Origin of the sequence: Acinetobacter sp. 'aerobic (ED)' (genome assembly GCF_904886855.1) — a bacterium.
Taxonomy (GTDB): domain Bacteria; phylum Pseudomonadota; class Gammaproteobacteria; order Pseudomonadales; family Moraxellaceae; genus Acinetobacter; species Acinetobacter courvalinii.
The window spans coordinates 1-12,864 of the sequence record NZ_CAJHGI010000011.1; the positions used below are offsets into that span (position 1 = coordinate 1).

The window sequence follows — 12,864 nt, forward strand, 5'->3', positions numbered from 1 at the left end:
GATTTGTGAGTAATCTTTCGCTTCACCGCCGTAAGTTTTTGCACAGATCGTTGCAATCGCAGCAGTTAAAGTTGTTTTACCATGGTCAACGTGACCAATTGTACCCACGTTTACGTGTGGTTTGTTACGTTCAAACTTAGCCTTAGCCATTTTGATTTTCCTCGTTTACGTCGACACCAGTTTAGAGAAAAACAACCCTGAAAAACCTTCTTTATCGACATTCGCCTAAAAAACTAGACACCTAATACTTGAAAAGCAGACTATAATAGCCTGCTTCTTTAAAAACTTGTGGAATAACCACTAAACTGTATATCTGGAGCTCTTATCGAGATTTGAACTCGAGACCTCTCCCTTACCAAGGGAGTGCTCTACCACTGAGCTATAAGAGCGACATCTTCGATGGAGCGGGAGACGAGGATCGAACTCGCGACATGCAGCTTGGAAGGCTGCCACTCTACCAACTGAGTTACTCCCGCATGTTGGTACGACATCTATCGAAGTTAGATGGTGGTGAGAGAAGGATTCGAACCTTCGAAACTTTCGTAGCAGAGTTACAGTCTGCCCCCTTTGACCGCTCGGGAATCTCACCATATCACACTTACACAGTGCTGTTCTTTACTTTATACTACCACACTTTAAGATGGTGCCGGCACACGGATTCGAACTGTGGACCTACTGATTACAAGTCAGTTGCTCTACCAACTGAGCTATGCCGGCTCTTTCTTAGTGTTTCGTACGTTTCGTATCGGAACGGTGTGCAGTTTAGCAAAACTTAGAATCGATGCAAGTGCTTTTTTAAAAAAAACCGTTAAAAACTCATAAAATCAATCCGTTTGACGATAATTCAACCGCTTTGATCACTGCGCGAGCTTTTATTTGGGTTTCATTCCACTCAGATTCAGGATTTGAGTCCGCAACCAGCCCTGCTCCAGCCTGTACATAGACCTTTTTATCGCGAATCACACAGGTTCGAATGGCAATCGACATGTCCATTTCGCCGTGCCAGCCTAAATAACCCACAGCACCGCCAAACACACCCCGTTTTACCGGTTCAACTTCGTCAATAATTTCCATGGCACGTATTTTGGGAGCACCCGAAAGTGTTCCAGCCGGAAAAGTCGCCTTAAATACATCCAGAGCATCAATATCATCACGTACCTCACCCTGCACATTAGATACAATATGCATGACATGTGAATAACGTTCGATCACCATACGGTCCGTCACTTGCACTTTACCGATCTTGGATACCCGCCCGACATCATTACGCCCAAGATCAATCAGCATTAAATGTTCGGCAATCTCTTTTTCATCCGCCAGTAAATCTTGTTCCAAGGCCAGATCTTCTTCTTTGGTTTTGCCGCGCGGTCGTGTTCCTGCCAAAGGGCGTACTGTTGCGATACCATTTTCCAGACGAGACAAAATCTCTGGCGATGATCCTACAATATGAAAAGGTTTTTGATCAGTCAGTGTCTGGCCTTGCACCAGGAATAAATAAGGCGATGGATTTAAATGACGTAACGCACGGTAGACCTGTAAGGCCTCACCATCAAAGTCAGACACCATACGCTGACCAGGCACCACCTGCATCACATCCCCAGCACGGATGTATTCCTTAACCTTGTCCACGGTTTCCAGAAACTTTTCCTTGCCGGTAATCGATTCAAAATGTGGGGCGGTATGCGGTTTTGCTTGCAGACTCACTGGTGTTGCCAGTAACTGCTCTAGCTGATCCAGCTTGCCTTGTGCTTTGTTATAGGCATCTGGCTCACTGACATCAGCATGATGGATCAGGAACAGGGTATCTCTTAAATTATCAAACACAATCACGGTTTGAGACAGCATCAACCATAAATCAGGTAGGGTCACCGGATCAGCAGTTGGGACATTCTTGAGTTTTGGCTCAATATAACGCACGGCGTCATAGCCTAAATAACCTACTAGGCCACCGGTAAAGCTTGGTAAGTCTGGTAGTTCGGCTTTGCTGGGAACTTTAAACTGACTTTGAAAATCACGAATATATTGAAACGGATCTACACAATCCTGTTGTGTTACTGTGCCATCTGCTTGCTGGATGGTTAACACACCGGCATTGCATGAAAAAACGGTAGATTCGCCGAGTCCAATCATGGAATAGCGCGCCCAGTTCTCGCCGCCTTCTACCGACTCAAATAGATAGGCTTGTTTCTGTTCCTTAAAACGTGCAAAAACAGATAACGGGGTTTCAGTATCAGCCAAGCGTTGACGATAAACTGGAATGGTGTTGTAACCTGCTGCTTTTAATTGTTCAAACTGGATTGCTGTTGTCATGAGTCATCTCTTATGGTTTCGATTTATCTGCGTTTCCCTGTTTTAATACTGCTTTAATCCCGCCATCGAAAAACCATCATCATCCTCATACCTCTTTCCCTATCTGATTTTCTTAAACTAACTCTGCCAGACGATCAACCACTTGCTGTGGCTGGCAGTCATAAATACTTTCCCCATGATTATAGCCATAGCTGACTACAATACAATCAATACCTGCACGCCTTGCGGCTTCGACATCATTGCTTGAATCACCAATCATCAAGGTTTCAGCCGTGGTTATTCCTGCTTGCTCTACACAATGCAACAGCGGTAACGGATGCGGTTTACGCTCCGCCAAACTGTCCCCACCCACGACCATTTTAAAATAAGGTGCAAGCTCTAAAACGTCCAGAATTCCTCGCGCCAGATGTTCAGGCTTATTGGTAACACAGGCCATGGCAATATTATGGGCCTGACAATACTCCAGAAAGGGCAACACACCGTCATATACCTGCGTATCAACACAGAGCTCTTGCGCGTACACCTGCATAAAGGTGCTTAACAGCTGCGCTTGCTGTTGCGCATCGACCTGTCCAAATAAATGACTCAGTACCGCTTCACATAATTTTGCGGCACCCTTACCCACCCACACTCTCACCTGCGCTTCAGTCACCAGCGGCAGCCCTAGCTTGGTCAGACTCAGATTCATGGCACGATATAGGTCAGCGGCCGAATCCACCAGTGTTCCATCCAGATCAAATAACACCAGATGACGACTTTGCAACTGCGCAACAGACATGAAATTTCACCCTCATAATAAAAAAGGCACACCCAAGCGGGCATGCCTTTGATTGTAAAAGCTTCGCCCGATTATTTAAAGAACAGCCAGGCAATCACAGCTAAAATGATCAATACAATAATTGAAATGAGTCCAACCGAAGCATTCTTCTGTTGCTCTTTTTCTTCAGCCACACGTGAAACAGGCTCTTCAAGCGCAACAGGTTGTGGTTCAGGCACAGCCTGTACCTGCACACCTTCAGGAATGGGTGCCGGTTTTGGAATCGCGACCTGTTGTGGCATCCCGTCACGGGTAATCGGTGTTTCTGCCGCACGTTCGGCAATGCTCGGCATACCTTGATCATGCGTGTTTGCTGTCACAGGCTCTGCTTCAATTTCAGGTAATTCTGTTGCTGCCGCCGGCGCAAGTACCGAGAATACGAAGCTGGCAAACTGCAAAATATCACCATCATGCAATTCAGTTTCCTGCTCGATTCGCGCATCATTAATAAATGTGCCATTGGACGAGTTTAAGTCTTGCACCCAAAGCTGTTGATCTTTGAGTAACAACGCGGCATGACGACGCGAAATATCGGCGGATTGCAACAAAATATCGGCATCCTGATGTCGGCCAACCAACATATCACGCTCAATATTCAGTTCCTGCCCCGTAAATTCACCTGTAATGGCTTGTAATTTCCAAGTCATAGATGCATATCCTTTATCATTTTCCACAATCGTAACATTGTGACATAAGCGTTTCTGTGCAGCTACTGTGAAGACGCAGGGCGAATCGTAGTGGTGGTGACCGTATTTTTACTCCGCTCGGTTTCCTTCACCGGCAGCTGTACGGTTTTCTGCTGCAGCTGAGGCTGCTCAACCGCAACCGGCGTAGTCACCACAACGGTTTTTTGGGCTTGCGTCGCGGTCGGAACCTTTTGATATGGGGAATTCTTCACAATCGCCTGCGGGTTATAAATATCTGCAACATTTTCAGGCAGTTTGGCAAAATTGCCATTCTTGTCCATTGAAAGTTGTAAACTATAGAGCTGATTATAACGCTGCTGAGAAATGCGACGTACGTCATTGGCATCACCAACAATGGTCGGATGGATAAACACCAGAAGATTACGCTTGATATTACTACGCGCATCAGCACGGAATAAACGCCCTAGATAAGGGATACTACTCAGTCCAGGAATTCCCTGACGAGACAATGCGGTATTGTCCGCAATCAAACCACCTAATACTACCGTTTGTCCATGCTCTGCGAGTACAGCGGTTTTAATGGCGCGCTTATTGGTCACAAGGTCGGTTGCCTGACCTTTGTTATTTTGAACATCAGATACTTCCTGTTCTACTTCAAGACGAACCGTGCCATTATCCCCAATATGTGGAATCACTTTTAGGGTTACACCCACATCCTTACGCTCAACAGTGGTATAAGGATTAACACCTGTACTATTTGTGGTCACCGAACCTGTCACAAACGGAACATTCTGACCGACAACAATATAAGCTTCTTCGTTATCCATCGTTACAATCGACGGCGTAGACAAGAAATTGGATTTGGTATTGGTTTTCAAGGCCTGGATCAGCGCACCATAAGCCTTACGTGAATTATCAAAATTACCGACACCTATCGTTGCACCATTGCCTTTACTGGCATCTCCAGCAATCGCTGCCGCTGCACCACTTGCACCCCCAGTCGCATAACCTGCAGCAATCGATGCCAGACTTGCCCCGACATTACTAAAGCTAATCAGGCCGACACCACTGCTTAAATCTCCCAATGCCCATTGAATCCCCAGCTGGTCGGCATCATCACCAGAGACCTCAATAATCGCAGCCTCAATCAGAACTTGCTGGCGACGAATATCTAGCTGTTGAATCGCCGCTTCAACTTCACGCATCAATTGCGGCTCTGCTTTGACCACCAATGCATTTTGCGTTGGGTCAGCAATAATACTAATGCCTGCCCCATTAAAACTGGTAATACCTGCGTTTTGATTATTATTTGAATTGCTATTCAAATTAATTGAAGGCGTCGACACAGAAGAAGATGAAGAACCGCTTGATGTGCCTGAATTCTGGTTATTTGAAATCAGGTTATTAATCGAATTTGAACTACTGTTGCTATTTGACGAAGAAGAAGATGATGAAACAGATTGCCCGGTGACCAGCCCCTGTAAAATCTCAGCCAGATTCTTGGCACTGGCATATTTCAGGCGAAAAACTTTTAGCCCACCGAGGCGATCCGCTGAAGGTACATCCAGCATTTCAATCATTTGACGCAAACGCTTGCGCGAGTCCGGATCACCTTTGATTAAGATACGATTGGTCCGGTTATCTGCAACCACACGGACACGCGATCCAATGAAGTCCTTGGATGCACCTGTGGCACTCATGGTCTCCAGCAAACCAATAATTTCTTCGGCCTGACTGGATTGCAGACTAATTGCCTCAATGTCGTTTTGCCCAGTTCCATCCAGATTACGCACGATATTTTCAAGCTGGTAAATATTGGTGGCACGGTCCGAAACAATGAGGGCATTGGTTCCAGCCACCGCAGCAAGATGCGCGAACTGTGGCATTAATGGACGTAATGCCGGGATCAGGTCATTCGGATTGGTATTTTGTAGCCAGATCACACGCGTGACAATCTGGTCACCGCCAGCACGACTTCGGGCATCATAAGGAATACCCGAATTCTTGGCATTACTGTCTGGTACCAGTTTTACCGTATTACCAGAAGGTAGCGCCACCACACCATTGACGTTGAGCACGCCCAGAAACAGGTCATAAACCTCATCTTTATTTAGCGGTTTATTGGAAATAACCGTAACATTGCCCCGTACACGTGGGTCAACCGCAAAGTTCTTCCCGGTAATATCAGCAACTTCGTTAATAAATGCAGTTAAGTCCGCATCACGTAGATTGATCTTCCATGTTTGTGCTTGCACATGGGTACTCACTGTCGCAATTAAAGGCGCTGCAGCAAGTAATGCCCAAAGTGGACGTTGATGATTCAAGAAAGCCATAACCTGCACTTATTCCTAACTGATGTGTGACGTGTGATCACTAAAAACTTTGTTGTATGGTCATCACCTGATCACCACGTTTTATTTCTATTTTGGCATGCCCTTCACGACGTACTTGCTCTAATAATTGTACTTCGTTGAGCCCCTGCCCGACGCTTTGGCCATTGATCGACAGAATACGATCACCCGAACGCAAACCTAAGTTATTTTTTAAGCTTGAGGGCGTCTTATCCGAAATTTCATAGCCTTCCCCTCCACTACTGACGCCCATATTTTTCAGATATTGTTCCCGGTTATCCTGCATTTGCTGGATAGCCTGCCCTAAAGCAGACTGGGGCGAATTCTGAGCAGGCGCAGGAGCTGCTGCTGGAGGGACGCTTGTTCCATTATTTAAAACAGGCGCAGCCGGTTGATATAAACCATTGTCCAGTCCCTTAAATTTGACTTCACGTGTTGCACCATTACCTTGACGCAAGATTACGTGATCCCAATACACTTCGGCCAGCTGATAGGAGGTAGAGCCAACGGTCTCGCCTACCCGATAACGTTCAGCAGTATCATTCATTTTAATGACCGCAGAAGACAAGTAATTTGGTTGACCGAGCAATACCCCCTGTAACTCCAGATTAATATTGTCATCGGCCGAAGCTGCTGCGGGTTCATTAAATAAGGCAAATGAACTGATATTGGGAACCTGGGCTTGCTGCGAACCCAGTTCAACCCGGTCAAACTGCATCGGTTGTGGCGGTGCAACCACCCACCAAAATAAGGAGGCCAGTTTCCAGCATAACCATAAAATCAGTAAAGCCAGAATCAGGCCACTTAACTTATCCAGCTTCTGCCAACGCAATTGTTGCATTTTTTCAGTGATTGCTTTCATCAAAAACCACCCTGCAACAACGGCTGATGTGAACTGATCACATAGGTATCCAGGCCGGCTTTACCTTGATAGGATGGAATATTCAATAACATGCGTTGCGTCAGCTGTACATCCAGCATCAGGTTGGCATCTAAGCTGAGATTCCCCATTTTCTGGCTACGCTGATCACGGACATCAATCTGGAGTTGGCCGTTTTCATCTTTTATTTCAGCCACCAAGGAAGGCATATTCATACGGTCCTGACGCTGACCAAAGGTATAACTCAAGGCGCCGCCGCCCCAGTTCAACTGACCTTCTGCTGCGCTAAAACCTTTTTCTTTTTGATAGTTAAATTGCACGTCTTTCAATTGAATAGAATTTTCAGGCCATTGCCAGTTTGCAAAATACTTTAATGTTTCTGGCGAAATCGCACCCTGCAAATCCTTAATCATGATTTTTTGTCCTAAACCATAACCAAATACTCCATTGAATTGCGTGTTACCGCTATGGATATCAAGATTTGCCCCTAAACGTAACAATAACAAATCTAAAGGACGGGTTTTCCAATGCACCGAGCCACGTAGCTGGCCACGTTGCCAATCGGCTTGCCCCTGCCAGATATTGCCGCTGACATTATGTAATATTTGATTATCTTTTGAGAATTTTGCAATTAACCATGTCGCTGGAATTTGTAAAATAATAAAAATTAAAAATGCAAAAATGGCGAAAAGCCACCATCTCCATTGCTTGGTTTTTTTCTTCATTCAACCCTTACCAACATGCAAAATATCATCCTTTTCGAGACACTCGCCCCTGAATGACATTATGCATACTTTTTCAACATCGCCAATTCTCTCATATAAAAAAACCAAGCTTTTTAAGCCTGGCTTTTGATTCAGGATAAAGCCATCGTATGACAAAACGATGACTTTAAAACTTGCTTAGATTAAGAAATCTTCAAGTTTTGCACCTTTTTCTAACTCGGCAACTAACCAGCGTGGCTGTTTACCACGACCTGTCCAAGTTTCCTCAGTATTATTTTTGTTGCGGTAGCGTGGCTCTACAGCTTTACGCGTCGTTTTCTTACGCTTTTGCTCACCTACTTCCAATAACTCTTCAACGCTAAAACCAATTGCTTCAGCAATAGCAACAATTTGATTATAAGCATCTTCAATTGCCTGATCTTTTTTGCTGGCAATTAAAGCTTCAGCTTCAGCCTGTAAACGCTTTAAATCTTCTACCGATAATTCGCTAATATCTGGTTTCATTTGAACCACTCCAACTTAATAAGAAAAAAAATATCACTCAAAAATAAAAATGAATTTAGAATTCTATTCAATATTAATTTATAAGCGATTAAATAATCAATATGAGAATAGCTCACTTAATCGTATATCAACAATAAAATGGTATTTTATTTACAATAAAACAAAAAAAGGGAGAATTTAGTTATCTAAACAGAATTTAAAAATTAAATAAACAACCTTAACCAACACCACTTATATTAACGTATTCTTAAATTTCACTAAAAAATTTCTTATTTTTTGATTTAGTTCATGGTGCTTTAATTTGCCTGTTTTTCCGGCCACTCAAAAGCACCACATTATGAAATTTGTTATATATTCAAATAAAATAGACATAATTGTCTTTATGATGATGGGCCTAATATTAATTGATGCCCGACATTTTCTTCAAGCTGAATAATTTTCTGCCGAATTGAATCCGGGATATTACGTTTGTTGGATGTTACCTTATCTACACAAACCATAACCGCCTCACCGGTGGCAATCATTTGATTCTGGGATTCACTCCATAATACATAATGCATACGAAATGCACTATTTCTTAACTCTTCAATACGCGCACCAATATGCAGCACATCAGGATAAAATACCGGCCGTAAATATTTACACTGACTCGAGGCAACCACTGTCAATATCTCCTGATCGAAGATATTCAATGCCATTAAATAGGCAATACGGGCACTTTCCATATAGCGATAATATTGCACATTATTGACATGCCCAAACGCATCCATATCGCCCCAAGCCACGGATTGCTGATGAATAAGCGGATAGACAGACAGTTCTTTCATATTTACACTCATATCTTAAAATTAAGAAAATTCACATCGTTTTCAAATATTAAATTTAACTGTTTGATTAAGTCCTGATTATCGCCCAAGGTCGACTTAATTCTTAAATAACTCATTAATATATTATCAGGATATAAAGTTAATAACTGCTCTGCCTCTGCCTGACGTTGAGTCGCCATATAAATATGCCACTTTGCAAAAGCCAGCATAGGCACACTGGTATAACGCTGTTCCAGCTGAATAATGCGCTGCTCAACATAAGCATAATCCGGAATCTGCTTGAGTAACTGTTGCTGGAACCACAGATAAAACACTTCCGGGTCGAACTGATCTTGCAATAAATGTAAGGCCAGCTCTTCATGCTGCACGCTCATTTCAGGCATTCTGGCCAATAGTTTCAACCACAGCACCTTGCTGCTATAGGGACGGGTTTCAATCTCATCCTGCAACACCAGATAGCGCTGCTGTAATGCACCAAGGTCATCAACCGAGGCCTGATCAAAATGAATTAATAATTGCTGCAACCATAAATCACGATGTTCCGCATCTAATAACCCATATTGTGTGGTTTGCAAAAATAACCAGGGTTGTTGGAGCGCCAGTTTGCCCCATAGTGCAGTAATACGCTGCTGGTAAGCGGTTTCGATTTCAACCAGCCATGGAGAAAGCTGATGTTGCGCCAGAAATTCCAAATGGGTTAACGCTTTTTCGGTTTCTTTTTGCTCAAGGAAAATATCTATGCGTTGTAATTCAGCCAATTCAAAGGCCATCGGGGCTGATTTATCCAGACTCTGCAATGCCGCAATATAATCACCATTTTGATAGTCAAATTGCGCATCAATAATATTGCTGAGCAGGCCTGACTGGGCAAATACCCGCTCTATAAAAACCTGCTGGTCTTTTGAGGCTTCAAGCAACCAGACAATACCGAGTTGCTCATAAGGATGTAATTGCTTGAAGTGCAGAATGGTTTCTTTTTTTCTTTGTTCCCGGGTTAAATAACGTTTAGCCAATAACCAGCATAATTGCAAGATCAGGCTAATTACAATAAACAGTGCAATTAAACCCCACACACTACTCTGGAACTGCCATTCTCGCCAGTAGATATACGCATAGCCATTTCCATAGCCATAACTCAATACAGAAAATAATGCGAACAACACCAGCGCCGAGAGAAAATAAATCAACATTAATTGCTTCATGACAGATTATCCCAACAAGCCTAAGCTGGTTAATTTCGGTGTAGGGACGGCTTGCTGGTTTAAGATTTTTTCTAGGCGCAGTTTCATTTTCTGGCTATTTTGATCTGGTAACTCGGCAAGTAACCGGATCACTTCCTGAACCGATTTCTGATATTCAGTCAATTGACCTTCATGCAAGGCTTGAGATGCCAACAATAGCCGTAACTGTGCTTCTTTCAAGGTAATATTACGGCCCATTAAATCTGGCGATGAACGTTGCACTTTTTCCAGTTTAAACCAGTGCCACCATGTCGCACTTTCACCTTTTTCAATTGATAGTTTCGGATCTTGCAGGTTTTGCGCAATCTTTTGGTCCAGTTGTTGCAATAGCTGATCCAGTTGCTGCTGTTGTTGGGTTTGATTTAAAACAAATTGCTGGATGGCCTGTTTATCCTGCTCTATCGATTTAATCAGGCTATCTTGTAAAGCCGGTGAGACTGCATATTTCAGCACCTGCTGCTGGGCCTGATTCAGTTGTTCCAGTGCATAAATAAACTGTTGCTGATCCAGTGCAAACTGCACCAGTTGCATGTGCTGCTTAATCAAGATAATCGGTGAGATGCCCTCAACTGTCATCGGAATTGAACTATTATCTGTAGGCTCAACCACACGATTATTCTGCAACTGACGCTGGACCGCGACAAATTGATCGTTCAATAAGGCATAACGCTGTTCAGTCTGGCTAAGCTGCTGTTGAAGCTGGGGAACGGTTTGAGAATATTGTGCAACATCGTAACTGAGTTTAGCCAACCACAATAAACTCAGCCCTAATATTAAATAACCAATTTTTCTCATACATGTCCTTGCCAGTCTCTCATGCGTTGAATGATCTCTGATGCAGATAAATTTTCAAGCTGAATAATGTTAAATGCTTTATTTGTCTGTGTTCTGGAGTTTTCTAATAATTGTGCCAGCCGTTGTCCCAACACCAGATAAATCCATGTTCGGGGCTGCTGCACCTGCTCACAGATCTGCTGCCAGTAATTCCAGCTTGCCTCACTAGTGATCAGCACAGCAACCGCTTGTTGAGGCGTTATTTTCTTTACCATCTCAGGGAATATCTGAAAACTTTGTTGCGGACATTGACGGCGATAAAGCACAAAATTGAGTACCTCAATCCCCTGCTGCTGCAATTGCTGCATCATGAATTGTCGTCCGCCTAGCCCCCGCCAGAACGCAATTTTCTTTAAATTTTTCTGCTGTTTTAAAATAGGTAAATCCAACATGCCTTCCGAGTTTTCGACCTGAGGCACATCACTTTGAATATTAAATCGTGCAAGCGCCTGTGCAGTGGTTTGACCCACGGCGATCCATCGAACATGTTGCAACTGTTCAAGTGTGACACCTGCTTGCTGCAAATATTGCATTCCCACCTCTACCGCTGTGGGGCTGACCACCACAATTGCCTGAACCTGATCAAGCTGCTGATAAAGCTGCTGCAAGCCTTGCGAAAAAGGCTCCGCAACCAGTTCAAGTAAAGGTAAACCCACAACCTGATAACCAGCCTCGGACAATGCCTGTGTTAGAGCAGCAGCACGGTCTTCAGGACGTGTATTGATCAGCAGCATTAATACAACGCTTTTAGCAACTCACCTGCACCTTGTGCCAATAAGCGTTGTGCCAGTTGCTCACCCAGTTGCTCAGCCTCTGCTGGCGCACCAACCAGTTGTTCTTTTAATAAAGTATGTCCATCGACACTACCCACGCGCCCTTCAATCTGAAGCTGATCATTGGCCAAAGTGGCATAGCCTGCAATCGGAACCTGACAGCCACCTTCAAGATAAGCATTAAAGGCGCGTTCTGCGCGGACACAAATCGAGGTTTCTTCATGTTGTAATGGCTGAATCAGTTTTAACAATGCGTCGTCATTGGCACGGCATTCCAGTCCCAGCGCACCTTGTCCAACTGCTGGCAGACTCAGTACGGGCGCTAGACAATGCCGAATACGATCCGACAAGCCGAGACGTTTCAGACCCGCACTCGCCAAGATAATGGCATCATACAAACCATCATCCAGTTTGGATAAACGGGTACCGACATTGCCACGTAGATCAATAATTTCCAGATCGGGACGTTGCTGTAAAATCTGGCATTTACGACGCAGACTCGAAGTACCGACTTTTGCACCTTGCGGCAATTCATCAAAATGCTGGTATTGATTCGAAACAAATGCATCCAGCGGATCTTCACGCTCACAAATCACCGCCAAGGTTAAGCCTTCAGGCAAATGCATCGGCACATCTTTCATGGAATGGACCGCTAAATCTGCGCGACCATCCAGTAAAGCCGCTTCGAGCTCTTTCACAAACAAACCTTTACCACCGATTTTTGCCAGTGGGGTGTCCAGAATCTTGTCACCCTGCGTCACAAACTTGACCAGCTCAACCGTTAAATCTGGATAAAGTGCATTTAAACGAGAACGGATATGTTCGGCCTGCCAAAGTGCAAGCGGGCTTTGTCGGGTCGCAATTTTTAAGGTTTTCATAAATTCAAATGAAGTATTGATCAAAGCAATTGCTCCCAACTTAACTTGATCACCCGAAATTGCAAGTAAAAAATCAT

The 12,864-nt window shown here is 44.1% G+C and carries 13 protein-coding genes and 4 tRNA genes; all 17 read right to left on the reverse strand.

The features are described 5' to 3' along the window. The coding region (locus JO943_RS17245; RefSeq protein WP_227614499.1) for a GTP-binding protein at nt 1–150 on the reverse strand (150 nt) is incomplete at its 3' end. Between the two features lie 164 nt (nt 151–314). Continuing rightward, nucleotides 315–389, reverse strand: a tRNA-Thr gene (locus JO943_RS17250). A gap of 11 nt (nt 390–400) precedes the next feature. Beyond that, nucleotides 401–476: transfer RNA gene (locus tag JO943_RS17255), tRNA-Gly, on the reverse strand. 29 nt (nt 477–505) lie between these two features. Then, nucleotides 506–589: transfer RNA gene (locus JO943_RS17260), tRNA-Tyr, on the reverse strand. A gap of 52 nt (nt 590–641) precedes the next feature. After that, nucleotides 642–717, reverse strand: a tRNA-Thr gene (locus tag JO943_RS17265). Between the two features lie 99 nt (nt 718–816). Further along, a complete protein-coding gene (gene trpE / locus JO943_RS17270; RefSeq protein WP_202741393.1) occupies nt 817–2,310 on the reverse strand; it encodes an anthranilate synthase component I in 1,494 nt (497 codons plus the stop codon). A gap of 112 nt (nt 2,311–2,422) precedes the next feature. Next, nucleotides 2,423–3,088 carry a phosphoglycolate phosphatase gene (locus JO943_RS17275; protein WP_005280979.1) on the reverse strand — a complete coding sequence of 222 codons (666 nt, stop codon included), beginning with the start codon at nt 3,086–3,088 and terminating at the stop codon, nt 2,423–2,425. Nucleotides 3,089–3,159: 71 nt separating this feature from the next. Further along, a complete protein-coding gene (locus tag JO943_RS17280; RefSeq protein ID WP_005226382.1) occupies nt 3,160–3,774 on the reverse strand; it encodes an FHA domain-containing protein in 615 nt (204 codons plus the stop codon). 62 nt (nt 3,775–3,836) lie between these two features. Beyond that, complete coding sequence (gene gspD / locus JO943_RS17285; protein ID WP_150957152.1) at nt 3,837–6,107, reverse strand: type II secretion system secretin GspD; 2,271 nt, start codon at nt 6,105–6,107, stop codon at nt 3,837–3,839. A gap of 40 nt (nt 6,108–6,147) precedes the next feature. Next, a complete protein-coding gene (locus JO943_RS17290; RefSeq protein WP_005280987.1) occupies nt 6,148–6,987 on the reverse strand; it encodes a type II secretion system protein N in 840 nt (279 codons plus the stop codon). After that, on the reverse strand, nt 6,987–7,730 hold the full coding sequence (gene gspN, locus JO943_RS17295; protein ID WP_202741394.1) for a type II secretion system protein N: 744 nt from the start codon (nt 7,728–7,730) through the stop codon (nt 6,987–6,989). Before gspN ends, JO943_RS17290 begins: the two co-directional genes overlap by 1 nt. A gap of 177 nt (nt 7,731–7,907) precedes the next feature. Continuing rightward, complete coding sequence (locus JO943_RS17300; RefSeq protein WP_005280991.1) at nt 7,908–8,234, reverse strand: H-NS family nucleoid-associated regulatory protein; 327 nt, start codon at nt 8,232–8,234, stop codon at nt 7,908–7,910. Nucleotides 8,235–8,614: 380 nt separating this feature from the next. Further along, nucleotides 8,615–9,061 (reverse strand): acyl-CoA thioesterase, encoded by a 447-nt coding sequence (locus JO943_RS17305; protein ID WP_202741395.1) that lies wholly within the window; start codon nt 9,059–9,061, stop codon nt 8,615–8,617. Between the two features lie 8 nt (nt 9,062–9,069). Then, complete coding sequence (locus JO943_RS17310; RefSeq protein ID WP_202741396.1) at nt 9,070–10,263, reverse strand: heme biosynthesis protein HemY; 1,194 nt, start codon at nt 10,261–10,263, stop codon at nt 9,070–9,072. A 6-nt stretch (nt 10,264–10,269) separates the two neighbouring features. Beyond that, nucleotides 10,270–11,097 (reverse strand): hypothetical protein, encoded by an 828-nt coding sequence (locus JO943_RS17315; protein WP_202741397.1) that lies wholly within the window; start codon nt 11,095–11,097, stop codon nt 10,270–10,272. Further along, complete coding sequence (locus tag JO943_RS17320) at nt 11,094–11,870, reverse strand: uroporphyrinogen-III synthase (RefSeq protein ID WP_202741398.1); 777 nt, start codon at nt 11,868–11,870, stop codon at nt 11,094–11,096. The genes JO943_RS17315 and JO943_RS17320 overlap by 4 nt, the downstream gene beginning before the upstream one ends. After that, the gene (gene hemC, locus JO943_RS17325) at nt 11,870–12,787 is read right to left on the reverse strand and encodes a hydroxymethylbilane synthase (RefSeq protein WP_032810914.1); all 918 of its coding nucleotides are present in this window, start codon (nt 12,785–12,787) and stop codon (nt 11,870–11,872) included. The genes JO943_RS17320 and hemC overlap by 1 nt, the downstream gene beginning before the upstream one ends. Nucleotides 12,788–12,864: the final 77 nt, after the last annotated feature.

Excerpts from the sequence above, each read along its gene's own strand:
- trpE (WP_202741393.1), bottom strand. The coding sequence starts at position 2,310 with ATGACAACAGCAATCCAGTTTGAACAATTAAAAGCAGCAGGTTACAAC.
- JO943_RS17275 (WP_005280979.1), bottom strand. The coding sequence starts at position 3,088 with ATGTCTGTTGCGCAGTTGCAAAGTCGTCATCTGGTGTTATTTGATCTG.
- JO943_RS17280 (WP_005226382.1), bottom strand. The coding sequence starts at position 3,774 with ATGACTTGGAAATTACAAGCCATTACAGGTGAATTTACGGGGCAGGAA.
- gspD (WP_150957152.1), bottom strand. The coding sequence starts at position 6,107 with ATGGCTTTCTTGAATCATCAACGTCCACTTTGGGCATTACTTGCTGCA.
- JO943_RS17290 (WP_005280987.1), bottom strand. The coding sequence starts at position 6,987 with ATGAAAGCAATCACTGAAAAAATGCAACAATTGCGTTGGCAGAAGCTG.
- gspN (WP_202741394.1), bottom strand. The coding sequence starts at position 7,730 with ATGAAGAAAAAAACCAAGCAATGGAGATGGTGGCTTTTCGCCATTTTT.
- JO943_RS17300 (WP_005280991.1), bottom strand. The coding sequence starts at position 8,234 with ATGAAACCAGATATTAGCGAATTATCGGTAGAAGATTTAAAGCGTTTA.
- JO943_RS17305 (WP_202741395.1), bottom strand. The coding sequence starts at position 9,061 with ATGAAAGAACTGTCTGTCTATCCGCTTATTCATCAGCAATCCGTGGCT.
- JO943_RS17310 (WP_202741396.1), bottom strand. The coding sequence starts at position 10,263 with ATGAAGCAATTAATGTTGATTTATTTTCTCTCGGCGCTGGTGTTGTTC.
- JO943_RS17315 (WP_202741397.1), bottom strand. The coding sequence starts at position 11,097 with ATGAGAAAAATTGGTTATTTAATATTAGGGCTGAGTTTATTGTGGTTG.
- JO943_RS17320 (WP_202741398.1), bottom strand. The coding sequence starts at position 11,870 with ATGCTGCTGATCAATACACGTCCTGAAGACCGTGCTGCTGCTCTAACA.
- hemC (WP_032810914.1), bottom strand. The coding sequence starts at position 12,787 with ATGAAAACCTTAAAAATTGCGACCCGACAAAGCCCGCTTGCACTTTGG.